Origin of the sequence: Aporhodopirellula sallentina SM41 (assembly GCF_000346505.1) — a bacterium.
Lineage (GTDB): Bacteria > Planctomycetota > Planctomycetia > Pirellulales > Pirellulaceae > Rhodopirellula > Rhodopirellula sallentina.
Genome location: NZ_ANOH01000204.1, coordinates 1 through 26,300, shown reverse-complemented (window position 1 = coordinate 26,300; position 26,300 = coordinate 1). Strand labels below are relative to the sequence as shown.

Here is a 26,300-nt window from a genome sequence, read left to right as displayed (position 1 = left end):
GGACGGGTCGTAGTTTGAGGGATAGTGCGCATCGATTCTTCGGGGATGCTCAGCCACCACACCGTAGTTCGGCGCCTCCGGGTCTTTATCTTGGACAATGTGGTCGATGAATCGCCATTGCCAGACAACCTCGTGCGCCCCATCTTCCAGGTTGGGTTTGATCTCCATCACGCCGTCGGACCAGAAGGTCCTAACATTCTCAGGAGTCCAGCCCGCGGCGGCCGCTTCCTCTGCACTCAATTCCTCGTAGATCAGAGCGAAAATGTTCCCATTGGGCCGCATTTTCATGTCGTGGTGGAACAGAATCCTGTTTCCCTCGATATCAAGATCCTCGGCATTCAATTGCCAGATTGCTTTGCCAGTTCGATCCGTGATCTGCATCGTGTCCGCAGAGGCGACCGGACCAATACCGGATCCATCCCGTTTTCCGATACGCAAAATGCCGCCCGTTTCAAGCAGGTACGAAGTGTGACCGCCTCCGGTAAGATTTGTATCCCAGCGATGCACAACCTTTCCTTCAGCATCGGCCAGAATGGCATAGTTGACACTGTCAAGAAAAAGTTCATCCGCATGATGCCAGTAAAGGTAAGCGTCGTAAACTTTGTCAGGGGAAACGATTTCGACTTCGATTGCCTTCTCTCCTGCTTCCGCTACGGTTGTGTCTTTTCTCTGTTCCCGGCCTCCCATGCGTCCGCCCATGCCACCAGCCATGCGTCCGCCCATTCTTCCGCCCATGCCTTCACCTCGGCCGCTGAACATCTTTTCTAGCTCGGACTTTTGAATCGCGCCGTCGTTGTTCGCGTCGAGCCGTTGCAAATTCTGTCTCATGCGTTCCGGGATTTCATCGCCGGTGAGTGTGCCGTCGTTGTTCTTGTCGTTTTGCGAAAAGAAACGAGTCGCGAAGGCGCCGCCCTGGCCGCCGGGACCCTGACTACCGGGACCCTGGCGGCGACCGCCGCCGGGCTGTGCCTGAAGGGTGTCGGCAACAATGAAGGACAACGTGAATACGATGGCAAGCGATGTGATTCGCATGAAAATCTCGATGAGTAATAGTAGACGAGTGATAGGAAAGGTCAGTCAAAAGCAGTTCATTAAGCAATGATTTCTTTGGCTACGTTGCCGTGGACATCCGTTAGGCGGAAATCGCGGCCGGCGTAGCGGTAGGTGAGCTGTTCGTGGTCGAGGCCCAACAGATGCAGGATCGTGGCGTGCCAGTCGTGGATGTGGCACTTGTTCTCGACGGATTCGTAGCCATGTTCGTCGGTCGCGCCGTAGCTGAAGCCGCCTTTCACGCCGCCGCCTGCCATCCAGGTCGTGTAACCTTTGTTGTTATGATTGCGACCGTCTCCGCCCTGCGCGTCAGGTGTTCTGCCAAACTCTCCGCCCCAGATCACGAGCGTGTCTTTCAACATGTCGCGTTGCTTCAGGTCTTCGAGCAAACCCGCGATGGGCTTGTCGCACTCTTCGGCGCGCGTGGCGTGATCGGTGGAGAGGTTGAAGTGCTGATCCCAGTTGCCGTGCGTGACCTCGATGAAGCGAACACCCGCTTCGGCGAAGCGACGAGCGAGCAGACATTGCTTGCCGAAGTTCTCGGTCGGCCCACCGTCTGCTCCGTACATGGCCAGAGTCTTCGCACTCTCCTTCGATGTATCCATCAATTCGGGCATCGCGTCTTGCATGCGAAACGCCAACTCGTACGACTCGATCACACCCTCAACTCCCGGCTGAACTTTGTCGCGTCGAAGCTTCTCGCGATTGAGTGCCTGGATAAAATCGACCTGCGTACGCTGTTGGGATTTGGACAACGTTGGGTTCTTGATATCTGGAACGCTCTCGCCGGAACCACCGCGAGCCAACCTCGCCGTCCTGCCGCCGCGTCCGATCTTCGCGCCGCCATAGATCGCGGGCAAGAAGGCACTGCCATAGTTGCCGGATCTGCCCGACGGAGGACTGAGCGACACGAAGCCGGGAAGGCTATCGTTCTCCGTTCCCAAACCGTACAGCGTCCAGGCACCCAGTGACGGGCGGATGAATTGCGCGGTGCCGGTGTGCATCTGCGTCATCGCGTTTGGGTGAACCGGCTGATCACATTGCATAGAGCGGATCAGTGTCATGTCATCTGCGTGATCGGCGACGTTGGGGAAAAGGTCGGAAATCCACAAGCCGCTGTCGCCACGCTGTCGAAATTCCCACGGCGACTTCAGTAGTGAACCGCCGTACTTCCCTCGCTTGTCGTGATCTTTCGTCAACTGCGGTTTGTAGTCGAACGTGTCGACATGCGATGGCCCGCCTTGCATGCAGAGAAAGATGACACGCTTCGCTCGCGGTTCGAAGTGCGGAGACTTCGGGGCCAGTGGGTTCGTGCTACTCTTCTCTTGAGCCGCCTTCGCGGTGCTCATGCCTGCAAACGCAACATACCCGAATCCAGCCCCTGTGCTTTGTAGAATCTGTCGTCGTGAGAACATGGTCATAACTAGTCGTGCGAAAAGGTTAGTTGGGCAGTACCACTTTCGTGAGCGGCAAGGCGCTAGCCGCCGATAAGTAGCGAGTAAAACCGGCGGCTAGCGCCTTGCCGCTCACATTTCGTTGCCACGATAAAAAACAGGTGTTGATTCAACAGCGGAGCTGTCCAGTTAGTCCACATAACGGAACTCGGCGGATGCGAACAGGCTTTGACAAAGTGCTTGCAAGGTTTCTTGTTGGCGAGACGCCGTTGATATCGTTCCGCCAAAGTCGTGGACGAACGTCAAAGCCGCTGACCACTCGCCCGACGTGGGTGGACGACCGTAAGTCAATACAAATGCGCGTTCGATCTGCTCACGCGTATTGGAACTTTCGTTAGTAATTCGCTGCGCGAGCGCCGCGCTCTGCCCGATGACGAAGCGGTTGTTCAGCATGTAGAGCGATTGATCTGCTGTATGTGACGATTCACGTGTGCCAACGATCGCGTTGGAATCCGCGAAGTCAAAAACCGCCAAGGAGCGAGGCTCTTCGTCACGCACGACTGGCAAGTACACGCTGCGGAACTTCGCGTCTTCCATATCCAGCTGATTCGCACGACTTTGATCTGTGCTTTGATCGGCGAACGACTGCCTTCCTTGAAAGCGGCTTTGAAAGCCGCCTTGTCCCTGTCGTTGGACCGGTCGATTGCCGTCTCCGAACTGAGACCGACCTCCCGCTTGGCCATTGAACCGCATCCGGCCTCCTCCGCGAGCCTGCCCAGTCGCGTTTTGGGCCATCACCCGCGCGTTGACGAGCGAGCCTCCTTGCACTCGGGTGTAACCCGCTTTCGCAACCTCCGAACCGCGCGGCCGCTCGTACTCCAACTGACCGCTTACACTCAACATCGCATCGCGAATTGCTTCGGCATCCAACCGCCGAGGATTCGCTCGCCAGATGAGTGCATTGTCGGAATCGTACTGGTGATCGTCCTGGTTGAACGTCGAATTCATGCGATAGACACGCGACATCGCGATCTCTTTCACAAGTGATTTCACCGACCAACCCGACTCGACAAATTGGACGGCGAGATAATCGAGCAACTCTGGATGACTCGGGAATTGGCCGGTCACGCCGAAGTCCTCCGTCGATCGCACGATGCCGTGCCCGATCATGTGTTGCCAGATTCGGTTGACCATCACACGCGCGGTCAGCGGGTTGTCGTCGCTGCCGATGAATCGCGCAAGTTCCAACCGCCCGCTCGAACGCTCTTTGATCTTCACCGGTGTAGAACAGAGAACTTGTGGGAAACCGCGTTTCACCGTTTGTCCCGGTTGGTCGATCTCACCGCGCTCAAGCAGTTGTGCGTTCATCGGCGAACCCTGTTCCTGAACGCCCATCGTGTAGCTGCGAGGTTTGCCATCTTCGCCGACGACCGAAAGCTTCGCTGACAACCGAGACATTTCATCGGTCAGTCGGATACGCTGCCGCAGGATATCTCGCCCCTCGTTGCTGCCCATGACGCCAGTCCGAGGCAGACGGTTGAGCTCTTGCGTCTTCTCCGCGGCCTGTCTTTTCAAGTCATTCAACTCCTTCGACGAATATCGTGTGTCGTACGGACTGGGATCGTCGATCGGGAGGATGATCAGGCTGCTGCTGCGTCGAGCTTGCAGGCCGCTGAATTGGCCGAACTCCGACGGCGGGTTGCTGAAGTATGTCGTCGCGTTTTGAAAAACACCCGCGAGTGCGTAGTAGTCGGTCTGCGGAATCGCATCGAACTTGTGATCGTGGCATCGCGCACATGCGACAGACTGGCCGAGGAAGACTCGCGTGGTGGCGTCGATCTGTTCGTCAATCAGGTCCGCCTCGAACAGCGCTCGATTCAGCTCGTTGACGTTCTTCGGACCGATCGCCAGGAACGTCGTCGCAGTTAAGTTTTCAGCCCATTGCTCGTCGGTCTTGACCGGCAGCAAGTCGCCTGCGAGCTGCTCCTGCACGAAGCGATTGAAAGGTTTGTCTGCGTTGAACGAATCAATCACGTAGTCGCGATATCGCCACGCGTGAGGGTACGTGTAGTTGTATTCGTGGCCCGTCGACTCGGCGTAACGTACGACGTCCAGCCAGTGTCGCCCCCACCGCTCGCCGAACTGCTTCTTCTTCAGCAGACGATCGACGACGAACTCAATCGCATGATCGGGATCGGTCTTCCACTGCTTCGTGAAGTAGTTGACTTGCTCGGGCGTTGGCGGTAGTCCGATCAAATCGAAGCAGAGACGACGAGGAACCTTGTAGGCCTCAGCGTCGCTGGCAGGCTGAAGCTCCGCCTGCTCTAACTTCGCGAGTATGAAACGATCGATGTCAGTCCGGGGCCAGGCTGCATCGTCAACGGCAGGCGACTGCGGCCTGGTCGGCTTCTTGTAAGCCCAGAACGACTCCCGCGCACGTTCGACATCCTCTTTGGAAATCGACGATCTAATCTCGGCGACGTCGGTCTGCCGAGGGTCGGGCGCTCCCATCTCAATCCACTTGCGGAAATCATTGATGACGCTTTGCGGCAGCTTCCGCTTCGGCGGCATGACGAAGTCCTGATGCGTGATCGCGTTGTACAGCCAGCTCTCTTCCAGGTTCCCCGACACAACGGCCGGCCCGGTTCTTCCGCCGATGTGGGTCAGCTCGCGCGTGTCCAAACGAAGCCCGCCGCGAACGTTGCCTGCCTTGTTGGAATGGCAACCGTAGCACTCTCGCACCAACACCGGGCGAATCTTGGTCTCGAAGAACAGCAGTTGTTCGCGCGACAGGTCTTGCGCGATGGCCTGCGTTGCGAGGCCAGTCATCAACAGGGCCACTGCAATTCGATTGAACGTCATGACACGATTCCGTTTGACTTCGATTCTTAGCTAAGAATCAATCGAAATATGAGTGTCGCATTTCCGTAGTGGATCTTGTTAAAGATCCGATCGAGGAAGGATCTTTAACAAGATCCACTACGATTGTTGTGTGACACTGGTAAAACCGACGGCATACGAGGCTGTTCCTTTAACAGCACGACTCTCACTCAGCAGCAGGACGCTTTGGCTTCTCGCCGCCAGCCATGCCGGCTATGTCTCCGGCTGGCCCGCGACCTTGGAAACGAGCGTCTAGTTTCCCGTCGCCAAACTGTCGTTTGCCCTGCTGACCTTGGCCGGCCCCCATCCCTGGTCTTCCGCCGCCACGTTGTCCGGCTTGACCACCCTGCCCGCGATTGGATCGCATCGCAGTGAAAGCTGCTGCAAGTTCCCGGGCATTCAGAGCACCGTCACCGTTCTTGTCATGTTTCTCGATCCATCGCGTGGCCATTTCGGCTGGGTTCATGCCGCCGGGTCCACCGCCCGCGCCCATTCCACCGCCTCCGGGTCCCCGCCCGCCACCGGGTCCCCGCCCGCCACCGAAGCCGCCCGCGCCGGGACCTTTCTCACCGCCGAATTGGGCCGCGGCGGTTGAGCAGAAGGCCAAGGTCCCCAACATCAACAGTGCGATTCTTGTAAATCTCATCTCAATCTCCGGTAAAAAACAGGGTCTAGTTGGACAGCGCCACTTTCGTGAGCGGCAAGGCGCTAGCCGTCGGTAAATAGCGAGTAAAATCGGCGGCTAACGCCTTGCCGCTCACAATTTCGTTGCGACAGTAAAAAACAGGGTCTAGTGAATTGGTGAACTACTCGTGCGCGTTCAGTTCCGCGTCGACGATGACCCGCACGTGGTCGCTGAGTCGATCGACGACAAACAGATCCAAAGTCAGCGTGCGGCGGTCTTCGCTCAACGACACGCTGTCGGCGATGGGGGGAGGGCCTAATTCCAAACCTCGTCCAAAGAGCCCGCGGGCGCGGTCAAGTGAGAACAACTCGTCGGTTGCCTCCAGTGTTTCGGTCTTGATGATCAGGCCGAGCACAGGTCGGTCAAACGTGATGCTTCCCTCGATGCGGCGGCGATTCCGTCGATTATTGCCAGGACCTCTTTGGCCGGAGTCCACGGAGTTGAATTGCAGCAGAAAGGACCGGACACGCTGTCCTGTGGGAATGGCAGACTCGTTCGAACCGTCGGCCGACCTATCGATCGGGCATGGTTGAATCAGTTCCTCTGGATAACCTTCTGGCAGCACAAAGATCTTCGTATCACTCTCAATTCGCCGTAACATCCGCGGCCATTGGGGAGCAAATTCAAACGCACCCGTTGATCCAGCGATACCTGATGCCGCTGGCCAGAGTTTTTCAAATTGCTGCGACGAGAATTCCGTTTCGCTCAAACTACCGTCGGACGACAACTCGATCGCCTGCCCTTGGGACAGAAGACGCTTGCCGGTTTCGTTGTGACCAATGACTTCCACTTCACCGTCGAATACGGACACCAAGGATGTCCCGTCGACGTTCTGTTCGATTCCAAATGCCGTCCCAAGATCGACGACCCGGGCGGACCGAGTATGGACCTGAAATCCTTCCGCTCCTTCAGGCACCGTTGCGGTCAGCACGCCAGCATGCAAGCGGGTTTCTCCTGGAGCGATCAGCTCATAACTTGCCGGCCCTTGCAACGTGACTTCGACACCGTCGTCAAACACCAGTCGTACGATTCCATCATCAATGTTGATTGTTTCTTTGCTTAGCCGATCACCGACTTGCAAGTTGTTAGCGCCCTCCTGGACCAGCACCACGGACGAGAAAGGCTCTATCTCTTTCGGCTTGGCTTCAGCGAGTTGCTCCGATTGACCATCGAAATACCGATCGCCAATGAATGCGAACAGCAAGCAAGCTGCAATGCCAGCGACGCATGCCGCAAACCGTACTCGAGATCGTTGCGGCTTGTTTTTCGAAGCGGTCGCAAGCTCCCGAACATTCTCGGCCGCGGCCATTGACTGAGCCGCATCACGCAACATCTGCTCGCGAATGTTTGCTTCAACAAACTCTTGCATGCGATCGGGATGTTCCTTCAGCCACTCCGTCAGTTCATCCTGCTTCTGAGCGTCCAGAGAACCTTCAAGCCACTCTTCGATCCGCTTCTCCATTTCGATCTTCACGCCGTACCTCCCTGCAGCTCAATCTGCTTCCGGATACAGCGCCGCAACGTCTCGCGAGTTCGCTTGAGAATCGTTCGCACGTTGGCGGCCGAGAGGTCCAGCTCACTGGCAATTGCATTCGAGGTTTGCCCCTCGACGTAACGCAAGCTGACGATTGTTCGCGGACGCCCGTTCAGTTCGTCGATACAGTGACGAAGGGCCGCAGCTTCATCGCCTAATTGCGGCGCTATCTCGGCCCATTTCTGCGTGTATAGCTCGACAAACTCTGTGTCGCAGATCAACCGATTGCGTGCGGTATCGCGATGATGGCTCAAGACCTCAAACTTGGCCAATCCGATTGCCCAGGGAAGAAACGGCCTCGATTCGTCGTATTCGGGGAATTTCTTTAGCAGGACGAGCGATGTGTTTTGCACGATATCGCGAACCGCCCATTGGTCGCGGACCAACGAAGACACGTACCGACTCACAGTCGGTTGAGCATCCGTCCAAAGCTTCGTAAATCGGACTTGTTGATCTTCTTCGAGCATGGGGGTCTCAGAGCAATGAAAAGTGCGTTCTGCTACCTGTATTCTCCAGTCGCAGGCCGGACTGTGACAGAATCCTGAGGATTGTTTTCCGATTTTGGTGCAAACGGGATCGGTATGCTCTGAGTGAAGTAGACCGGATCAAGAAGCGCAGCGACGATGCTCGGGCAAATGGCAAAAGGTGTGGGCCCGTTTATCCTGACGGAACCGCAGTGAAGCGCCGCATTGATGATGGTGTGTTGACGATGCACTCTCGATTGCCGGAACGGTGCTGCGTTTGGTCCGGCCTACGTTGAACCGCGTGACGGTACGTCCCGCACCGATTCAAGTATTCTTCTTCATGAGTACTCGACGACAATTCGTTCAATGTGGTCTCGTTGCCGCGGCCGTGGATCAACGTTGCCGAATTTCGCCGCCGGAGGCCACACAGGTCGTTGGCGTGCACCGTAGGAAGTGCTGCGGGGCGAGCTACATTTCGGCGGCGGCAATTGCCAGTTTTACGTCTTCGTTGCCGTAGATGATCGATAGAAAGGCGGGGACGTAGCGGTCGATCATGGCGCCGCCGACGTACAAAATGTGATCAATCACATCGTCCTCGGGGAAGGAATCCCCGAGCGGCAAGGCGGTTTGATAGCGAAGTTCGCCGTCTTCGAAATCCATTTCGAAATTGCCCAATTTCAGACCGTAGTTGGCTCGTGTGATTGCCTCGGCGATGAGCTGGCGGTGCGATTCGGGGATCTTGTTTGCCGGATGCGTGAACACCTGCAGCATGGATTCGTCGATGATCATCATGACCCGAATATCGCCGTGCTTGCCTTCGAACAGCATCCGAAAGAGCCCACGTTCGGCATCTTGGTCATAAACGATGGCACCGCGGTCGAGATACGCACTGAGTTGATCGACGAGAGCAGACATGTCGTTGACTCCGGGGCTGAGCGATCTGAAATTGGTGAGAGCTGAATCGGAGGGCGTCGAGATCAGACCCATCTGATTCGTGCGTGGGAAAAGAGGAGGAAGCGGGAGAGAGATCAGTCCGAGCGCGTGGCAAGTCTGGGAAAGGGTGTGTCCGTAGAATAGGGGTGCGAGGGTTTGGGGGGAGTAGGCATGACTCAGCTAGGGACAGCTAATGGGGTGGTCGGGTTCGCGACGGGCCTCCCCCGATTGTACTGAAAAAACATGATCGGGGCGAACCTGATCGCCCGCTGCTGTTCAGGCGAACTATACTTCCTGGGTGAGCCTTCCTTCGGGTGGGTTCATGTGTTTCCCTAATCACTCTCTACTCGATTTGACCGGCAGTTGCCCCTGTGACTCGCGTTCTCCTGACCGCATTTGAACCGTATGACCGCTGGCCGGATAATTCGAGTTGGCTGGCGTTGATTGAATTAACTCGTTGGTACGACGGGCCGATTGAATTGGTGACGCGGCGGTACCCGGTCGAGTTAGGTCGGATGAGCGAAAAGTTGCGAACGGATCTGCAGGAGGATTATGATTTCGCACTGCACTGCGGCCAGGCTCCGGGGGCGTCCCAATTGCGATTGGAAGCCGTTGGGCTGAACCTGCGGACCGACGGCAGTGAGATTCTCAGCGCGGCTCCTGCCGCCTATCGCAGCCCACTGCCGTTGGATAAGGCGGCATCACGAATCCGAGAAGCGGGAATTCCCGCCACGGTTTCGCATCATGCCGGGACGTACCTTTGCAACGCCGCGTTGTTCCTCAGTCAACACTACATCAAGTCGTTCGGGATGCGGACGGCGTCTTCGTTCATTCACATGCCCTTGGCTCCCGCGCAGGTCGCTCGTGATGATTCCGACTCGCCGAGCATGAGCACCCCGATGGTCAGCGCGGCCCTCGCGATTCTGATCCAGCAGTTGTCAGAGCGTCGCACGACGGTTTAAACGCGTCGACCCAAGCCTGCAGGAGCCTCGCGTGGATCGTTCCGGTCCGGCGCACGCCCTCTCCGAAAGCGGGACGGCAAATATCGCCACGCACGCCCCAACAGTCCGGTGTCACGCCGAGGCGGTGTAAACGCGTGACCTGAGAAAGCCGAATGGAACCCGCCAATGCGAGCCAAATTCCGGCCTGGTGAGCGGTTTGAACCAATGCAGCGAGTTGCTCGACCGGCACATGATCGGTCAATGATTCGCCGGATTTGACAAAGGTGTCAAGCAACAATCGTTTTTGTCCGGTCGTGATCACGGTCTCAAGCACATCCGCGGGAGCGAGACAGTTGGCGGGAAGGTGATCGGCATAAGAGACAGGAACCAACTCCACACCGGGAGGCAGTTCCACCGAATCCCAAAGGTCTCGCAGACAGTCGCGACTGCGAACACCGCTGGGGCCGACCTTGGCGTATCGGAACGTGCTCGGAATTTCCGGCGCGATCGATGCTGCGTCTTCTTTTTCCCCCAGGGCCGCCGACAGTTGGTGGTGCGACAGAGCCGCTGCGGCATCGTGCCAAATCTTCGGTGAGACCGGAGCGAGGGCTCCTTCCTTTGGCTCTTTGAAGTCGATCACGTCGACACCCGAGTCGGCGACCTGTATCGCTTCGTGCATGTTGCGCACGCTGACGAGTAGTTTGGGGCGAGGTGTTGCGGAGAGTGTGTTGGAGGAAGGCATGCGAAAATTATAGGGGCTCAACCGCCGCACATCAGCGGGTGAGGTTGGTCCACGCTGCTCTGCCGCGTGATGCAGCGGAGCGACCTTGCATGCTCTTTGGGACACGGGGACAGGCATGAAAAAACCACTCTACCCGAAAGGCAGAGTGGTTTAGCGATTCGTGTCGACGGTCCCAAGATGGGACGCCGAACTCGTAGTTGGCGTGAACTACTTTTGTTGTTGTTGCAGGCCGGGACGAACGCGTTTGTTGATGTCCGTTTCGAGAACACCGAAGACCGATTCGTGACGAGCGACCGACATTTGAAGTGCGGCAAGCAAACGTTTCGCGGTGAAGAAGTTCACGATGATGCGTTGTTTGACTTGGATCGCTTCTTTTGGCACACCGATCGGCTGTGGGTTAAGGCCGAAGTCGATGATCAGCTCTTCAGGCGATCCGGTAACGCGGCAAAAGTTAGCGTAGGTAGCAAGTGCATCTTTGTCTTCCACCTGAACCTGAACAGGTTGTTGTGGAGGAGTTTGAGCCTTCGCTGCGGGGGAAGTTGGCTCGGCGGTTGCGGTCGCGGTTGCCGATTCTGCTTCTACCGAATCGTTGCTGTTTTCGTCTGCCATCAAGTTTTCTCCAAAGGGTGAGAAAGGGGGAAGGGTAAGTTGAATTCGCGTTGGGCCACATGTTAAAGGTCCCCCCCGTACTCGCAACGCGAAAGCGGTAGGTGCGGGACAATAAAACTGATTTTTCAATCAGTTCGTGGATTGTTGTGTTTCACTATGCGTGGATTGTGAAAGATAGGTTGTGGTTGTGTTATTAGAAATCAAAGTTAAACGTTTTTATGATTACCCGCCAAAGTCGCTGTCCTAAAGACATCGGATCGACATGAACTTTTGCCGCGCCGCGATAGCCGGGGCGGAGGATCATGTCGGCCGCATCGATCGGCACTCGGGCTTGGTAGGACACGCTACGAGGACGAACCTGACCGGTTTTGGGGTCGATTTCGGTTTGCAAATCACCGCCGGTTTGGCTCGACATGGACGTGCTCGCGGCGCCCATTGGGTTCTTTGAGATTTCCTCAATACTGCCGTGGAAGGTTTCCAGTCGAAGTGAATCGAGCTTCAAGTCGACGAGCTGGTTTTCGCGAACCAGTTGACGGTCACCTTGGTCGATGATCAGCACCGCTTCGAAGGCGTCCGGTGACCCGATTTCGCAGATCATGTCGTCTGCGGTCAGGAGGGCACCCCGGTTGCGTTCTTGCAAGGGCGTTCCGGTCCATCCGGGCAGTCGTCCGTCACCGGGATCGTTGGACGGACGTTCAGGCGGCGGCAGGACGAAGCCGTCTTGTTTGGCTTTGATGGTCAGGCGATCAATTTCCTCCTGCGTTTTGGCACGCAGCGAACGGATCGAATGCAGCATTTCCTCTTGGGTTTCGAGCTGGGCGACGATCGCGGCGTCTTCCTGGGCTCGACGTTTGAGGTTGGAAAGTTGCACCGACGCGAACCGTTCTTCGCCCTGCAGATCAGCGAGGCGGATTTTCAGTTCGGGGTTTTCGAGGACTGCGATGGGTTGTCCCTTTTCGATGCGAGTGCCGACAGCAACCGTATCGACGACACGTCCCACGGTCCCTGCGTAGACCGCACCGGCACGACTCGGCCGGATTTCGAATGCGGCATCGATATGGTGAGGCAACGGGATGTAGCACACCGCCGCGATGATCGCTCCGACCACCGCAAGCGAAGTGAGGAGTGGGCCACGTTTCACTTTGGAGAGTCTCCCTGGAGTGCGGATGAATTTCCACGTTTGTATGATTGGTTGCGCGATCAGTCCGGAGAAGCCGACGACGGCGAGCATCCGGCCGAGAGCCTGCAAACCGTACGGTTCGAGAACCTGCATCACGAACCATGCGATCGAGAACACCACCACCCAGCGATAGATCACACTGGCGACGGTGAACATGCCGAACATGAATCGATTCCGCTGCGGCAAGAACGGGTCGTCTTGAAGTTCCAAACCGAGACAGGTTTCTTGGAACCAACGTTTGAGGACCTCGGTACTCTTTTGACGCAGGTTGGGGATTTCGAGGTAATCCATCAGGATGTAATAACCATCGAAACGCAACAGCGGGTTACCGTTGACGAGCACCGTGCTGATGACGTTAAGGAACATCATGTTCAGGCACAGGTCGTTGATGGTGGTGCCTGGTTGGCTGAAGAACCACACGAACGCGGCAATCGAAGCGAGAATCATCTCGACGTAGATTCCGCCGGCACCAATCCAGATGCGTTTCCATTTGTTAGGAAGCATCCATGAGTCGGAAACGTTGCAATACAGACACGGTGTGAAGACCAGTAGCATGAAGCCGATTTCGTGGCATTCGCCGCCGAACTTCTTGCAACTCAGTCCGTGACCGAATTCGTGGATGACCTTCACGATCGCCATCGTCGCCGCCAAGATGATCCAGCGGTCGGCGGCGAAGAATTGATGGAACGTTGGCAGTTTGGCGTAGACGGTTTGGTACTGCGTCGCAAGCAGCAACGAGGCTGCGATCAACAAACCGATGAAGAAGATCAACGCCGGAACCGTGAACACCCATCCAAAGATTGGGAGCAATCGGTTGAGGATCTTTTCCGGGTCGATGCCGCGGAATCGAACTGCGAAAACGTTGGACATTTTGCCAAGGAGTTCTTTGTTCTTTTTCGTGCGGCCACGCTCCCGGAGCGATTTGCCTTGGCCGGGCGAGTTGCTGATCACCAAACCGCTGCGGTGCAGCATGCCGATGAATTGTTGCAGGTCGCCGAATGTGATCTTTTGCGGTGCGAAGCGTTGTTCGAAACCGTCTTTGATTTGTTGCAGACTGACATGCCCGTCGAGCATGTTGAGGATGAAGTACTCTTCGTCGTGAAAACGGAAGTACTGCAACCCGACGGGTTCTTTGATCACCCAAAAGCCCTGACCCTGATAGTGATGCCGACTCGCGGTCAAGTCAGGACGTCGGCGCACCGTCAGTGCACGTGACGAACTGCTAACCAGTGATTCAGCAAGGGTGGCCATGGATGAGGTGTCAGTGGGGCGATGAAGAGGTGTGGGGTCGCGAAGGGCGTTTGTTCAGAGGTGAATCAGTCGAACAGGATCTCGGCTTGCATGCCGGGTTTAACGATCCACGCGCCGTTCTGGTCTTTGACGTTGTCGATATCGACCCAGATTCGGACTTGGCGACGGAGGTTCAACTCGCTGCTAACGAAACCCAATTTGCTCTGGACGACAACCGGCCGATCGCGATCGCTCGACGAGAAGACGCGAACCGTCACGGGCAGTCCGGCTCGCACGCGACCGGAAAACGCGATGGCATCGACCACGCCTTCGACTCGAACCCGGTCGAGTTGAACGATGGTGGCGATCGGTGATCCCGGCTGAACCCATTCACCGCTTTGGGCGACGCGTGTTTCGACATAGCCGTCGAAGGGGGCGACGATTTGGCGGCGTTCTTTTTCGTATTCGGCAATCTCTCGCTCGTTGCGTTTGGCAACATACTGAGCCAACGCGATCTTCTTTTGCATTTCGGCCAAATCGATCCGGAGGGCGGCACGAACGGCTTCGAGTTCCTTCTTCTTCATTTCCCAGAACGGGATGGCTTGCTCTTGATACAGCTTTTTGTGGGATTCGGCTTCGGCATCGGCGAGTTCACGGCTGTTTCTCGCGTCTTTGAGATTTACGTCGTTGTCGGCGTTGAGCATCGCCTCGGTTTCTTCGGCTCGTTTGAGTTCCAACGCTAGCGTCGCGGCGGTATCGTCGACGACGGCGAGGACGTCACCTTTGACGATTCGCATCCCTTCTTCGACGTTCAGTTCGACCAGCTTGCCTTCGACTTCGGCGGGAATGTTGACGTTCCGGATGTACTTGACGGAGCAGTTGTCGGCTACCACCTGTTGCCCCGGAGCGGCCAACAGTTGCGACGACGATTGGGCTTCGCAGCGTGCGGAAGCGAGAGACAGCACGGCGAAGAAGGCAACCAAAACGAGCGATGCGTTTCGTCGATGATGCGGATGGAATTGCATGAGGATCGTTCGCGTAGGATTCAAGGCAGATGAGAAGACGGTGAGGAGGAGCGAGTCAGGTTGAGTGCCTGGTCGTCGTGTTTTGTTTCAAACAGTCCGTTGCAGCGGGAGTCGTTGGCTCACTCGCTCGGAAGTCCATCCTTAGAAGATGAACTTGGCAAACCACTCGTAGACCTCGTGAAGGAGTACAAACCCGCTGGCTCTCCGCCCGACTTGGACGTCGGCGGTAAGTTTCGTGCCGGGGCTCGGTGAGAGTTTGCGTAGTGCGTCTTGGTCGGGAAGGACTCGCATCTTGATGATCGATCCGTGTTCCTCGCTGGCTTCGGCACGCAGCGAGATGTTCTCAACCGGCAGAGTCGCCGGCAGCGGTTGATCAGGGTCGGATGCGAGGATGTAAGTGACATCGAGTTCTTTTACGGAGTTCTCGTTGATGTATTCGTCGAGATGGCCTTCACGTTTTTCAGGCATTTCGATTTCGAGATACATCGGTTTGCTCAGGTCGGCGATTTCCATCAAGACTTGGCCGGTCGAGATCGGACGGTTGAGCAGCAGTTTCTCGACTTCCCAAGAAACGACGCGTCCTTCGATTGGCGAACGGACGATGAGGTCGTCGGCACGCTTTTTCTTCAGCGCGAGTTTGGCGTTTTGGGCTTCGAGTTTGGTTTCGAGTTCGAGTTCTTCACCTTCGAGGGCTCGGAGATCGGTCCGTTTGAGTGAATCGCGTTTGGTTAGCTGTCCGCGGACACGTTGCAATTCTGCTTTGGTCGTGTAGATCTGGCCTTCGAGTTCGGTGATCTCGACTTCGACATCCGGGTTGATCATCCGTACGAGCGGTTGGCCGACGGTGACCATTGAGTTGTGGTCAACGAGGACTTCGCGGACTTCGCCGTCGATGCCCGCGAAGATTTCTCGTCGGGCTTCCGGTTTGAGGGTTCCCTCGGCTTCGAGGTCGAAGTCCATTGGGACAAAAACGCCCGCGGCGATCAGACCGAGGATCAATGCGATCACGCCGAGCGTCTTGGGCAACGTTCGTGCACGCAGCACCCAACTGGCTCGACCGAGTGCTCTCCACACCGGCATCAAAAACAAATTCGAGTGTGCCTGAGAGTTGGCGATCGCTCGCGTGCCGTGTTCGTATACTAAGTCACATCGAGTGCGGAAGACGTCGGCCGGGAGATCCGTTTCGATCTGTTCGACGATCAGTGCGCCGATGACTTCGCCGCGGTGAGCATCGTCGCGGTCGACTTCACCGGCGGCGCCGACTTCTTTGTCTTGTCCGAGTTTGCGTTGCGGTTCACGCAACGGGAGAACCGCCAGGTTGCGTCCATAGGAAAGGTCGACGTAGTCTTCGAGGGCTTCCTCGATTTGTGGCGGCAAATCTTCGGTCGAACCGTCGTGCCACAGCGGTTCGCCGGCGGCAACCACGCGGGTCGCCAACACGTTCAGAGCGGAGACAATGTTCGATCGGTTTTCGATCGTGTCCTGGCCGCTAATCGCTTCGACGGTGCACTTGCGCCCTTTCTTGATCGCGACACTGACACGGTCGCATCCGATCAAACGTCGACCTTCGTTGGCGACGACGTAGGCGGTTTCCTTCAAATCGAGCGATTCGTGGGCGGCGCGGGCGAACGAGTCCGCCTGCTGCCAAAGAGTTTGCCGGTCGCCGAGCTTGATCAGCTTCTGGCTGCGCAGCCATTCGGCGGCGAGTTCGCACATCTGTTGAAGGAAACGCAGATAACCTTTCTGTGTCTCCGGCGCGGTGTCGGGGCGTTGGAAGATTTCGATCAGGCCGTCTTTTTGACCGTCGTGCTGTAACGCACCGAGCACGAGTAGGTAACGCGTCGGGTTACCCTCGGCGTCGCCGTCGGTCGTGCCGCTGTATGGTGGAACGAGCACGGACTGGCCGGCGTTGGCTGCCCGTTGAATCAGTCGGCGGTGGCGAGCCGCGTCGTCGGTGTCGTCAGCCAAGATCGACGGTTCGGCGTTGATTTGATACTGAAGACGCAGTTGGCGGTCTTCATCGAGCAACCAGATCGCGCCGCCGGCAGCAGCCAGGGCGGTGATGATCCGAGAGAGCAATTCGGGATAGAACTCCGAAGCCGTCGATCCGCTCTTGGTCAACGCAGCGATTTCGTTGACAAGACCTCGGATCTGAGCCTTGGTTTCTTCGACCGTTTGTTGGTTGACCGACATATGCCTGTTGATCTGAAGCTGATAAGGACGCGGACGAAACTGAGATTTCGGGTTACGAGAAGACGGTAGTTAAAACCACCTTCCCCCCGCCACTGGAAGTTATTTCGAAACTGAGGTTTGTTGCGGCAACCTGCCGATCGCAACGTCTGGTCCGGACGGGCGGTCTGTACGGAAGCCCCGTTTGCGCCGGAGCCTCGGGTCAGATCGATCGCAGAACCAGCAAAAAACGCCTTTTAAGAAAAAAACGGACAACCGAGCTAGACTGGTTATACGTTTTGTATAACCTGGTGTCTAGCGTTTCGCTGCGAATTTGTTGGCCAGCGATTTTCGATCTTCCTCCGCTGGTTCTGTTTTGAACGCACCGCTGAAGCACCGCGCCGTCCAGAAAGGACCTGCCGCCCACAAAGGAGCGGTCTCGCAGGAGGGATCAGCGAACCCTGATAGCCCGACGAAACCCGAGAGCACCGTAGATCGCAACGACAGCGGCGACAGAAGCGAAACGCAGGCGGAGATCCAAGAACCATCCGCAACGCAGCCTAACCACGAGGCCCCAACCATTCACGAGACCCCAATGCCAGACGTGATCCCTGCGGAGCATCTGCTGGCGTCCATCGAACAGGAACTCAACCGTATCCAGCGTTCGATGCGTCTGACTTTGCAAGCGAAATTGCAGGTTCTCGTGGGGAAGTCGCTCGGTTCGCTTCAGCACAACCGAACCCTCGCTGCATCGATCCAATCGATACTCGACCAGCACGGTTTTCGCCTGCGGTGTCATCAGTGCGGGCATCCTGCGATTCTTCGGGTCAGCCCACGAAAAGGGGTCCCCTCGGGAGCGTTCGTGTTCGATCACACGATTGACGGTAAACGCACGTTTCATGGAGGCGGGGCGGTCGTGCCTCCGGTTCATCTCGTCGCCAAACCGCAACGCAAGAATCGGCGAGTGGGATAAGGCGTTTTGAAACTCGACCTGTCTGATCACTGTCACTGAATTGGTCAGGATTCCGGCTACCAAGATCCAACCGTATATGTCAGCTCTCTGTTCGGGGAGTGGGGATTGTGAACGTGGTTTGTTACCTACAAGTTTCTTTGCGCTGAAGGCTTGTTGGCAATTAGCCAGCGGTCGAGCGGAGCGACCACCGCCGGAATTGAAAGCAAAGCTTGGTTTCGACCCGGAAGGTGGTCGCAGATTCGTCAAGACGGTTGCGCTGCGAATACCTTCGGGGGCGGTCAGATCTTCGTATGAGCGATCTCGCCAGGTGCGTAAACGCGACCTGGGGCTAGTGGCTTGGAATCCCTTCGTGACAAAAAACCGGCTTGTTGGCAATCAACAGGTTGCCAACGCTCCTCATGCAGCGGGATTTTCTGCAAAATCCATTACCGTTTACCCGAAAAACGAGCTGCGTCGGAATCAAGGGCTAAAGGACGTGATGGTCGACTTAACCGAGTCACGTCGGCGCGACGGGCTACTTCGTTCGCCCCGTCGTGATGGTCCGCTCCTCTAGCCGCCACGGAATTGGTAAAACGGTGGTTCGCGTGTCGATCGGCAGACTCCCGTCGTGGGCTGCCGCTGCACAACAACGTTTCCCGCGGAGTGTCTATGACATCGGATCCTGCCTCGTCGCCCCAACCTTCCTGTGAATTGCGGCAAGCCTTGCCTACCGACGCGGCTGCGATTCACGCGTTGATGCGGCCGTTCGTTTCGCAGCATTTGCTACTCGCTCGCAGCGAGGCTGAGATTATCGAGTTGACCCGTCATGGCTTTGTCGCGATGCAGGGTGAACGTTGCATCGGCTTTGCCGCGGTGGAAATCTATTCACCGAAGTTGGCCGAACTGCAGTGCCTCGCGGTTCATCCGGAGGCACAGCGTCTAGGCGTCGGGCGACAGTTGGTCGGCCAGTGCATTGAACGTGCTCGGTCGCTCGGCGTGATGGAGATTCTCGCGATCAGTTCGTCGGAGGATTTCCTGCGTTCGTGTGGTTTTGACTTCTCCTTGCCCGACCAGAAGAAAGCGTTGTTCTATCAAATCCGAGAACGTCCTTTTGACGACCGATAGCAGGACGAAATGGTTCGCCGCTGTGGGCATGCGTTTGGATCGTCCGCCCGTTGTATTTGTTTCCTCGATTAAGATTGCACTGTCATGAAGCCTCTTGAGTTCCTTGAGCAAGCCATCCGAACCCCGAGCCCATCTGGATACGAGGAGCCGATCCAAAAGTTGATCTCGGAGTACCTCCAACCTCACACCGATGAGGTCTCGATTGACGTGCACGGCAACCTCACCGCATGCGTGGGACCCGCTGATTCGCCACGGTTGATGTTGGCAGGACACTGCGACCAAATCGGGATGTTGATTTCTTATATCGACGAGGAGGGGTTTCTCTACGCTCAAACCATCGGCGGATGGGACCCGCAACAGTTGATTGGTCAGGCGATGACGGTTTGGACCGCAAACGGTCCGGTGTCGGCGGTGATCAGTCGCAAACCGATTCACTTGCTTTCGGCGAAGGAACGAGAAGAGGTCGTCCGCCTGCAGGACATGTGGCTCGACATCGGTGCAGCCAATGCGGAAGAGGCCGCCGCGAAGGTTCGTGTAGGAGACCCGGTGACCCTCGATCTGCACTATCGCCCGCTCTTGGGTGACTTCGTCAGCGGGCCGGGGATGGACAACAAAACCGGCATGTGGACGGTAATGGAAACGGTCCGTCGTAGCGCGACCGAACTGAAAGAGAAACCATTGCAGTGTCAATTGTTCGGTGTTGCCACCGTTCAAGAAGAGATCGGCCTGCGTGGTGCAAAGACGGCGGCGGCACGGATTTCTCCGGACGTGGCGATCGCAGTCGACGTCACTCATGCGTCGGACTGTCCGACAATCAGCAAACAGCAGCAAGGCGATATCCGTTTGGGCGGTGGTCCGGTGATCGTACGCGGGCCGAACATCAACGCAAAAGTCGCGGCGCGTTTGATCGAGTTGGCAGAAGAAAACGATATTCCGTATCAACTCGCGGCGTTGGGGCGGGCGGCGCCGAACGATTCCAACGTGTTGCAAATCTCCGGTGCAGGTGTTGCCACCGGGCTGGTGGCGGTTCCCAACCGGTACATGCACTCGGCGGTCGAAACCATCTCGACGGCTGACATCGAGGCGATTGCGAATTTGTTGACTCTGTTTGCACAGAGCCTCACCCCGGAATGCTCGTTCATTCCAGGTTAGTTTGCATTGGTCTGATCACATAATTCTGATTATGTCTCGCGGGGTGCACCCGCGAATCTGTCAGAGCATGGATCGTCTACGCAGCCTCTCTCGACAGATCGCTGTCGAGCTTTGGAGAAGGCGTTGATTCCTCGGTGCCGGTCGTCGAAGTTGCGAGCCCGAGAGCCCCGGCATGCGTGCGGATATGCAGGTCACGCTGTGGGAACGCGATTTCAATCCCCTCTTCCTTGAACGCGTTGTTGATGTTCGTGTGAAGTTGATGGATCACCTCCAGGCGGTTGTCCAGCGAAGGCAAATAAGCACGCAGTACCATGTTCAGTGCACTGTCGCCGAAGCCTTCGAACGTTGCGACCGGTGGCGGATCTTCTAACGTGAGCGGGTGTTCGTTCGCGGTCGCTTCGAGAATCTCGCGAGCACGCTCGGTGTCCGATCCATAAGCGATCCCCACGTTCACGAGGACGCGGTTGATCTTGTCCGACAACGTCCAGTTCAACAATCGTCCGGTGATGAACTCTTTGTTGGGAACGACATACTCTTTGCGGTCCCAATTGGTGATCGACGTCGCGCGGATGCGGATTTTGGAGACCACGCCGCTGACGTCGTCGACCGTCACCACGTCACCCACTCGAATCGGACGTTCGAGCAGGATGATCAGGCCGGCGACAAAGTTTGCGAACATCTCCTGTAACCCGAACGCGAGTCCAAACGTCAACGCCGTCGCGAGCCACTGAATCTGCGACCATTCCAGCCCGATCGTCGAACAAGACGCAATGGTTCCGATCAAGACGATCGCGTAGCTGACCAAGGTGGTGATTGCGTATCGAACCGAAGCGTCAACAGGCAGTTGTTGCAGCACGGACATTTCGAGCAAACCGGGGCCGTTGCGAAACAGGACAAACGTGACGGTGGCGATCAGAAGGGCCAACGCGAGGTCCGACAGTGTGATGACGGTCGCCAAACGTGGCGGCGATGCGCTGCGGGCGATTGGAGCGGTGTCGTCGTCGGTCGCGGGAAGCAACGTTGGAGCGATCGCCGTCGTGGGACCATCAACACTAGCGACGGTGGTCTTCGTCCACAGCGGATAGTTGTCGAGAATGCTTAGTGCGGGCAGGACCTGGACCCAGATCATCCACAGTCCAACGAGCGAACAGGCGATCATGCCTGAATTGATTAGCCGGCGTGATTGTTGACTATGCGCGGTGATATCTGCTTTCGGATCTTCGGCCACAATGCCGGCGACCATCTGAGACGAGGAGTCACTCGTTGACGCCGCGGCGGAAGCCGACGCACGTTGTCGTGACTGTTCGATGCTGAGATACCGTCGACGCAACATCAACATGCGAAAGAACAGCGATCGCATGATCAGCAACGAGATGACAAATCCAAACGTCGCGAACAGCCGCCACGAGAGCACTTCCGCCGTGTAGTAATAGCCAGCGAAGGTAAGTGCGGCTAGCGACAACGGAACCGACGTGCCCAAAACGGACCACACATGTTTAATTCGGTTGTTCCATGATGATCCTTCGGACGAGTAGTACTCACGCAACACTCCGCCGGGCGTCAGCAGTCGGAACACGGCGTACGCGGTGACGCACATCCCGGTCAGGAAGAACAGGCGTTCGACCGAGTCACGCCCGTGGGACTGCTCGCACATCGACAACGTCGCGGTGACGAAGATCAATGGCAACGCGACCCATGTGAGCGAGCGTAGGCCGCGTCGGATCGATTCGGTGGCATGTTGAGACCACCGAAAGTGAGCTTCCCCGAGCCCGCGAGGTCGGCAAACCTGCCGTACCAATTCCAACGCGATCCAAATTACCGCAACGCATAGAAATCCGTTAGCGACCGCCGCGACAAATTCGGAATCGCCTGCTGAACGCTGGAGACGCCATGCCAATAGGGCTGCCAGTGCCGGCCACGCCAACGATACAAGGACCGTAAAGAACCACGCCTGGAACGTCGGCAAGATTGACATGCAGTTTGCCCGATCCGCGTTTTCTCCAAAGCGGCCGATGCGGTCGCGCATCTTGCGTCCGCGGATCAGCAGGATCGCGCATGGGGCGAGTGCCAGAAGATACAAATAGAAACGGTCACGCATATCCGACAGCAATGAGGAGCCGACTTCCGTCCACTTGTGCGGGCTGATCAACCACATGTCGGACGCATCGAGGCTGAATTCGTTTGTCAACGCGCGTCCGCTGCGGATCCACAGGACTCGTTCGTCGATGTAGTTTTCGTATTCGGCGGCCAGGCGGATCAGTTGTTGATCGGTCGTATCGAGTTCGATCAGTTCGTCAAAATACTGGCCGCTGATTTTGATCAAGCTGTCGAGGGTTTCACTGCGACGTTGGATCAATTCCTGCGCGGCCGATTCGAGCAACGCTTGGTTGAGCGCCGCGTTGTGGTTGGCGTCTGGATCTGGATTCGTCGGGGCTTCAAACTTTGCGAGCAACGACTTGGCGTTGCCAACGTCTTGACGCTGATCCTCGTAGTCAAAAATCTCGTACTGGACATCGTTGATGATCGGTTGACGATGGGCAACGTTTTCCCTTCGCGCCGACACATCAGGAAGGTCCTGCTTTTGCTTGCGCAGGTGAGCGCCGATGGCACTGGTCAAGCCTACCGTTTCGACTTTCTTACGCGTCGAGTTGAACCGGCGAACCAACGACTCGTAGACATCGGCGGAGGCTTTCTGGTCTCTTTCTGTCGAAGCGAGTGCTTCCGCGATCGCTTTGGTTTTCTCTGCGAGTTGTTGATTGGTTTCGGCGTAGTCCTTCAGGGAAGGTGCTGCCGCAATCGCCTCGAAACGTGCTTGCTGGACCGACAGTTCGGCGGCTTTTTCACGGGCGATGTTGATTTCTTTTTGCAGCAGTTCGATGCATTTCTCGAGGTGTGCCGCGTTCGCGTTGGCTAAGTCGATTCGCAGACGCAGGAGATCGGCAGATTCTTCGGCATCATATTTCGCCAACTCGGCCTGGAGTGCCGGCAGTTCTCTTACCAAGGTCATTCGCCGGGTGAGCAATCGGGCGACGAATGAGTTCGACGTCGGCGACGCTTCGGAGGCGGCAAGCGTTTGCAATTGAGAGGTCGCGTCAGCGATCCGCTGTTCTTTGGCGATCATCAACGCACGAATCTCTTTGCGCCGTTGAGATCGCGTTTGTTGTTCGGACTCGGCGGTTTGGCGATTCTTCTTATACGTCGCCAGTTGCAGTTCCCACTGCAGCAGCAGTTGCTCCATCTCCTGGAGGCTCAGGCCGGGTTTGAGCCCAGGAGTTTGCTGTTTGCGATCGGCGAGTTCTTTGCGGAGTTGCTCGACGCGGGCAGCGACCGTTTCGGTTTCCCCGATGAGAGTTTGTTCGGCGGCTTCGTTATTGGTTGCGGAACGCAGGTTATTGATTGCCGAGCGATAATTCTCGATCGCCTGCAATCGTTGTTCAGCGTCGAGGTCTTTGCGGTTTTCGAGGTCCGCGATCGCTTCTTCCACGGTCTCGATTGAGATGGATTGTTCCGTCAGCGGCGCGACCGGGTCCGAGTTTTCTTGGGCGTGCAAAATTGACGCAGGCAGAGCCGTTAAAAACAGGCTCGGCAGCAAAAAAACGACTCTTCGGACGGCTTGCAGCGTACGCAAAATGGTGCACCTGGTGCGTGGGGAGAAAGGCTCCCGACGCTAGAAAAACCGGGCAAATTGCGTCAACACGGATCCGCAAAGAATCGTTTTAGGGGCTGGGAAAGGCGCGTTGGGCGGGCCCGCATGGCGTTCCCGACGAGCGACGGGAAATGGGAGGCGTTTGGCCTGAATCGACGTCATCGACTCCGCCGGAATCCGGGCTGCGGATCGTTTGTCTCTTGACCCATTGGAGGGCATGGGCGTAAACATGAGAGTTGAGTGCTCACGGTGTTAAACGCCACCCGGGCAAGCCGAAAACGGAATTTCGGGTTTTTTCACTCACATAATTCATGGAAGATAACTCTCATGGCCCAACAAAACCAAGCCTCCAGCGGTGTCCCGCTCCTCGACGTTAATCGCGACAACGCTCCTCACCGTGAGGAATTCATCGAGGCCCTGACCGAAGTGCTCGACAGCGGGCGGTTCCTTTTCGGTCCAGACGTCACCGAACTCGAGGCTGAACTGGCCGGGTATTGTCAGGTTCCCAACGTTGTCGGCTGTGCGTCGGGCAGTGACGCGTTGCTGCTTTCTTTGTTGGCATTGAACATCGGGCCTGGCGATGAGGTGATTGTTCCATCGTTTACGTTCTTCGCTTCGGTGAGTTGTGTCACTCGTTTGGGCGCGACGCCGGTCTTCGCCGACATCTGCCCGGACACGTTCAACGTCGATCCCGCATCGGTCGAGTCGCTGATCACGAGCAAGACCAAAGCGATTATTCCTGTCCACTTATTTGGGCAGTGCGCCCAAATCGATCGGATTTGCCAAATCGCATCCGGTCATGATATCCCGGTTGTTGAAGACGCCGCACAGGCAATTGGTGCCGCTTACCACTCTCGTCCTGCAGGCAGTTGGGGCACGGTCGGTTGCTTTAGCTTCTATCCCACCAAGAACCTCGGCGGGATGGGCGATGGCGGCATGATGACCAGCAACGATGCGGCGTTCGCGGATCGCCTGCGTTTGTTCGCCGGCCATGGCATGCGTCCACGTTACTATCACAAAGTCGTCGGTATCAACAGCCGACTCGATACGTTCCAAGCCGCCGTGTTGCGAGTGAAGCTTCGCCACCTCGGCGAGGCGATCGAAGGTCGTTCGACGGTTGCGGCACGGTATGACCGATTGCTGACCGAAAACGGCATGGTCGATAACGGGCAAATCACTTTGCCGGTTCGTGACCCCAACGCGTTCCACGTTTGGAACCAGTACGCGATTCGCGTTGCCGATGGACGCCGTGATGATCTGCGTAGCTACCTCGCCGAGCGTAAGATCGGTTCGGAAATCTACTATCCGATTCCAATGCACCAACAAGAGTGCTTCGAGGGAATGGAATTCCGCCACAACGGTTTGGCAGAAACAGAGCGTGCGAGCCAAGAGGTTCTCAACCTGCCTGTCTTCCCATCGTTGACCGAAGCGGAACAGTTGCGTGTGATTGATGCGATTGCATCGTTCTACTCGGCATCGGCAAAGGTCGCCGCTTAGGTCGCAGGCGAACTTCCCGATATCCAAAATGAAAACGCTGGCAGGACAACGCCCGCCAGCAATCGTTCCTTTTGCCCGGTTCTTTCGAGCCGGGCGGAACCGTTTCTACAGACCGCAATCGTCTTGGTCGAACAATCTTTCTTCGGCGAGAAACAATCATGGTGCGAACGAATCACGCGATTTGCCGAACCTCTTTTGCTGCATCGTTGGGCAATTGGGGGGCGGTGTTGCTGGTCGGAATGTCGGTGTGGGGGCCCTGTTTGGTGTGTGTTCCTGCCGTCGTGCATGCTGACGAAACGACTGACTCACCGACCGTCGCCGCGGAGATTATCGAACGGATTGAACACGGCGATCTTGACGCGGCAGTTGCTGCGGTAACCGAACTCGATGTTGTTTCCGCGACGTCACCCAAGATGCTCGCCGCAATGATTCAGACGGCCAGGGCGTGCGAAAAAGATCAACGCAGCGACGAAGCCGCCGAGGTTTACCACACCGCCGCGGCGCTCGCCAATGAGTTGAGCACCAACGACCCCGCCATAATACCAACCGCGAAGACGGCCGCAATTTGGCTGACCGCGGCGAACAGTTTGACCGTCGTGGGACGTGATGCTGATGCGTTTCGGTGGCTTCGTTTGGCCGCAGAATCAACGTCGGATACGGTCCTCGCTCAGCGGGTCGGTAAATCTCTGTTGTCGGTTGCTTCCGGGGCACTCAATGCCAACGACAAATTGACCGCGGGGCACGCATACCAATTGGCGGTGCAGCAATTTCTGTTGGCAAACCCGGAACAGCCGAATCCGTCGATCGCGACGGCTCGGTTGGGCTATGCCTGGACGCTTGTGATGGCCGCAAACGAGAGTGGCAATTCCGAGCATGTGGCTCAGGCACTCGCCGCCGTTGACGAGTTCATCGAACATCATTCGGGCCACGCAGACACCTCATCGGCGCTGCTGTTGAAGATGAGTTGCGAGTCCTCTTTGGGCCGGAAGGAAGATGCCGAATCGACACGCGAGCGGTTGATTCATAACCATCCACGATCCGACGCGATGTGCCAAATCGTTTCGCAAGCTTGTGGCGACGCAGCTAGCGGCG

At 56.9% G+C, this 26,300-nt stretch carries 18 protein-coding genes and 1 pseudogene; 6 read left to right on the top strand and 13 right to left on the bottom strand.

Translation table 11 applies throughout. From position 1 onward, the window contains the following. From RSSM_RS13190 to RSSM_RS13155, 7 genes and pseudogenes are all read right to left on the bottom strand, one after another. A pseudogene (locus tag RSSM_RS13190) lies at nt 1-1,032 on the bottom strand (aryl-sulfate sulfotransferase); the annotation flags it as partial. A gap of 59 nt (nt 1,033-1,091) precedes the next feature. Continuing rightward, complete coding sequence (locus tag RSSM_RS13185; protein WP_008679318.1) at nt 1,092-2,471, bottom strand: DUF1501 domain-containing protein; 1,380 nt, start codon at nt 2,469-2,471, stop codon at nt 1,092-1,094. 162 nt (nt 2,472-2,633) lie between these two features. Continuing rightward, nucleotides 2,634-5,306 carry a PSD1 and planctomycete cytochrome C domain-containing protein gene (locus tag RSSM_RS13180; protein WP_008679316.1) on the bottom strand — a complete coding sequence of 891 codons (2,673 nt, stop codon included), beginning with the start codon at nt 5,304-5,306 and terminating at the stop codon, nt 2,634-2,636. Between the two features lie 184 nt (nt 5,307-5,490). Continuing rightward, nucleotides 5,491-5,970, bottom strand: coding sequence for a hypothetical protein (locus RSSM_RS13175; protein WP_236621127.1), 480 nt, complete (start codon nt 5,968-5,970; stop codon nt 5,491-5,493). Between the two features lie 160 nt (nt 5,971-6,130). Then, nucleotides 6,131-7,483, bottom strand: coding sequence for a FecR family protein (locus tag RSSM_RS13170; RefSeq protein ID WP_008679312.1), 1,353 nt, complete (start codon nt 7,481-7,483; stop codon nt 6,131-6,133). Further along, nucleotides 7,480-8,010 carry a sigma-70 family RNA polymerase sigma factor gene (locus tag RSSM_RS13165; RefSeq protein ID WP_008679311.1) on the bottom strand — a complete coding sequence of 177 codons (531 nt, stop codon included), beginning with the start codon at nt 8,008-8,010 and terminating at the stop codon, nt 7,480-7,482. The genes RSSM_RS13170 and RSSM_RS13165 overlap by 4 nt, the downstream gene beginning before the upstream one ends. A 465-nt stretch (nt 8,011-8,475) precedes the next feature. After that, nucleotides 8,476-8,922, bottom strand: a complete 447-nt coding sequence (locus RSSM_RS13155) for a YbjN domain-containing protein (protein ID WP_044302474.1) — start codon at nt 8,920-8,922, stop codon at nt 8,476-8,478. A gap of 389 nt (nt 8,923-9,311) precedes the next feature. Between RSSM_RS13155 and RSSM_RS13150 the strand changes: the two genes are divergently transcribed. Beyond that, the gene (locus RSSM_RS13150; protein WP_044302468.1) at nt 9,312-9,902 is read left to right on the top strand and encodes a pyroglutamyl-peptidase I; all 591 of its coding nucleotides are present in this window, start codon (nt 9,312-9,314) and stop codon (nt 9,900-9,902) included. On the opposite strand, the gene RSSM_RS13145 is transcribed toward RSSM_RS13150, so the two are convergent. The 5 genes from RSSM_RS13145 to RSSM_RS13125 all read right to left on the bottom strand — a co-directional run bounded on the left by RSSM_RS13145 (nt 9,844) and on the right by RSSM_RS13125 (nt 16,860). Next, the gene (locus RSSM_RS13145) at nt 9,844-10,740 is read right to left on the bottom strand and encodes a (5-formylfuran-3-yl)methyl phosphate synthase (protein WP_008679304.1); all 897 of its coding nucleotides are present in this window, start codon (nt 10,738-10,740) and stop codon (nt 9,844-9,846) included. The two genes, RSSM_RS13150 and RSSM_RS13145, sit on opposite strands and share 59 nt — an antisense overlap. A gap of 90 nt (nt 10,741-10,830) precedes the next feature. Then, nucleotides 10,831-11,232, bottom strand: a complete 402-nt coding sequence (locus RSSM_RS13140; protein WP_008679302.1) for a DUF3467 domain-containing protein — start codon at nt 11,230-11,232, stop codon at nt 10,831-10,833. A 193-nt stretch (nt 11,233-11,425) separates the two neighbouring features. Continuing rightward, nucleotides 11,426-13,663, bottom strand: a complete 2,238-nt coding sequence (locus RSSM_RS13135; protein WP_008679300.1) for a peptidase, M50 family — start codon at nt 13,661-13,663, stop codon at nt 11,426-11,428. 65 nt (nt 13,664-13,728) lie between these two features. Beyond that, a complete protein-coding gene (locus RSSM_RS13130) occupies nt 13,729-14,667 on the bottom strand; it encodes an efflux RND transporter periplasmic adaptor subunit (protein ID WP_008679298.1) in 939 nt (312 codons plus the stop codon). Between the two features lie 141 nt (nt 14,668-14,808). After that, complete coding sequence (locus tag RSSM_RS13125; protein ID WP_008679296.1) at nt 14,809-16,860, bottom strand: efflux RND transporter periplasmic adaptor subunit; 2,052 nt, start codon at nt 16,858-16,860, stop codon at nt 14,809-14,811. A 571-nt stretch (nt 16,861-17,431) separates the two neighbouring features. Between RSSM_RS13125 and RSSM_RS13120 the strand changes: the two genes are divergently transcribed. The 3 genes from RSSM_RS13120 (at nt 17,432) to RSSM_RS13105 (ending at nt 20,065) form a co-directional block, all read left to right on the top strand. Next, nucleotides 17,432-17,809: a hypothetical protein gene (locus RSSM_RS13120; RefSeq protein ID WP_008679291.1), complete on the top strand. Its 378-nt coding sequence runs from the start codon at nt 17,432-17,434 to the stop codon at nt 17,807-17,809. A gap of 648 nt (nt 17,810-18,457) precedes the next feature. Then, on the top strand, nt 18,458-18,913 hold the full coding sequence (locus RSSM_RS13110) for a GNAT family N-acetyltransferase (RefSeq protein ID WP_008679286.1): 456 nt from the start codon (nt 18,458-18,460) through the stop codon (nt 18,911-18,913). An 84-nt stretch (nt 18,914-18,997) separates the two neighbouring features. Further along, nucleotides 18,998-20,065: a M42 family metallopeptidase gene (locus tag RSSM_RS13105; RefSeq protein ID WP_008679284.1), complete on the top strand. Its 1,068-nt coding sequence runs from the start codon at nt 18,998-19,000 to the stop codon at nt 20,063-20,065. A gap of 76 nt (nt 20,066-20,141) precedes the next feature. Here RSSM_RS13105 and RSSM_RS13100 read toward each other — a convergent pair whose 3' ends face one another. Then, the gene (locus tag RSSM_RS13100; RefSeq protein ID WP_236621126.1) at nt 20,142-23,693 is read right to left on the bottom strand and encodes a mechanosensitive ion channel domain-containing protein; all 3,552 of its coding nucleotides are present in this window, start codon (nt 23,691-23,693) and stop codon (nt 20,142-20,144) included. 345 nt (nt 23,694-24,038) lie between these two features. Between RSSM_RS13100 and RSSM_RS13095 the strand changes: the two genes are divergently transcribed. Then, the gene (locus tag RSSM_RS13095) at nt 24,039-25,208 is read left to right on the top strand and encodes a DegT/DnrJ/EryC1/StrS family aminotransferase (protein WP_008679280.1); all 1,170 of its coding nucleotides are present in this window, start codon (nt 24,039-24,041) and stop codon (nt 25,206-25,208) included. A gap of 158 nt (nt 25,209-25,366) precedes the next feature. Beyond that, nucleotides 25,367-26,300 (top strand): tetratricopeptide repeat protein (locus RSSM_RS13090; protein WP_044302466.1); only part of this gene is annotated, 934 nt, incomplete at its 3' end.

Bases quoted from the DNA above. Each gene is read 5' to 3' on its own strand.
- RSSM_RS13125 (WP_008679296.1), bottom strand. From the start codon at position 16,860: ATGTCGGTCAACCAACAAACGGTCGAAGAAACCAAGGCTCAGATCCGA.
- RSSM_RS13105 (WP_008679284.1), top strand. From the start codon at position 18,998: ATGAAGCCTCTTGAGTTCCTTGAGCAAGCCATCCGAACCCCGAGCCCA.
- RSSM_RS13130 (WP_008679298.1), bottom strand. From the start codon at position 14,667: ATGCAATTCCATCCGCATCATCGACGAAACGCATCGCTCGTTTTGGTT.
- RSSM_RS13185 (WP_008679318.1), bottom strand. From the start codon at position 2,471: ATGACCATGTTCTCACGACGACAGATTCTACAAAGCACAGGGGCTGGA.
- RSSM_RS13175 (WP_236621127.1), bottom strand. From the start codon at position 5,970: ATGAGATTTACAAGAATCGCACTGTTGATGTTGGGGACCTTGGCCTTC.
- RSSM_RS13155 (WP_044302474.1), bottom strand. From the start codon at position 8,922: ATGTCTGCTCTCGTCGATCAACTCAGTGCGTATCTCGACCGCGGTGCC.
- RSSM_RS13145 (WP_008679304.1), bottom strand. From the start codon at position 10,740: ATGCCTGTCCCCGTGTCCCAAAGAGCATGCAAGGTCGCTCCGCTGCAT.
- RSSM_RS13095 (WP_008679280.1), top strand. From the start codon at position 24,039: ATGGCCCAACAAAACCAAGCCTCCAGCGGTGTCCCGCTCCTCGACGTT.
- RSSM_RS13140 (WP_008679302.1), bottom strand. From the start codon at position 11,232: ATGGCAGACGAAAACAGCAACGATTCGGTAGAAGCAGAATCGGCAACC.
- RSSM_RS13165 (WP_008679311.1), bottom strand. From the start codon at position 8,010: ATGCTCGAAGAAGATCAACAAGTCCGATTTACGAAGCTTTGGACGGAT.
- RSSM_RS13135 (WP_008679300.1), bottom strand. From the start codon at position 13,663: ATGGCCACCCTTGCTGAATCACTGGTTAGCAGTTCGTCACGTGCACTG.
- RSSM_RS13110 (WP_008679286.1), top strand. From the start codon at position 18,458: ATGACATCGGATCCTGCCTCGTCGCCCCAACCTTCCTGTGAATTGCGG.
- RSSM_RS13180 (WP_008679316.1), bottom strand. From the start codon at position 5,306: ATGACGTTCAATCGAATTGCAGTGGCCCTGTTGATGACTGGCCTCGCA.
- RSSM_RS13120 (WP_008679291.1), top strand. From the start codon at position 17,432: ATGCCAGACGTGATCCCTGCGGAGCATCTGCTGGCGTCCATCGAACAG.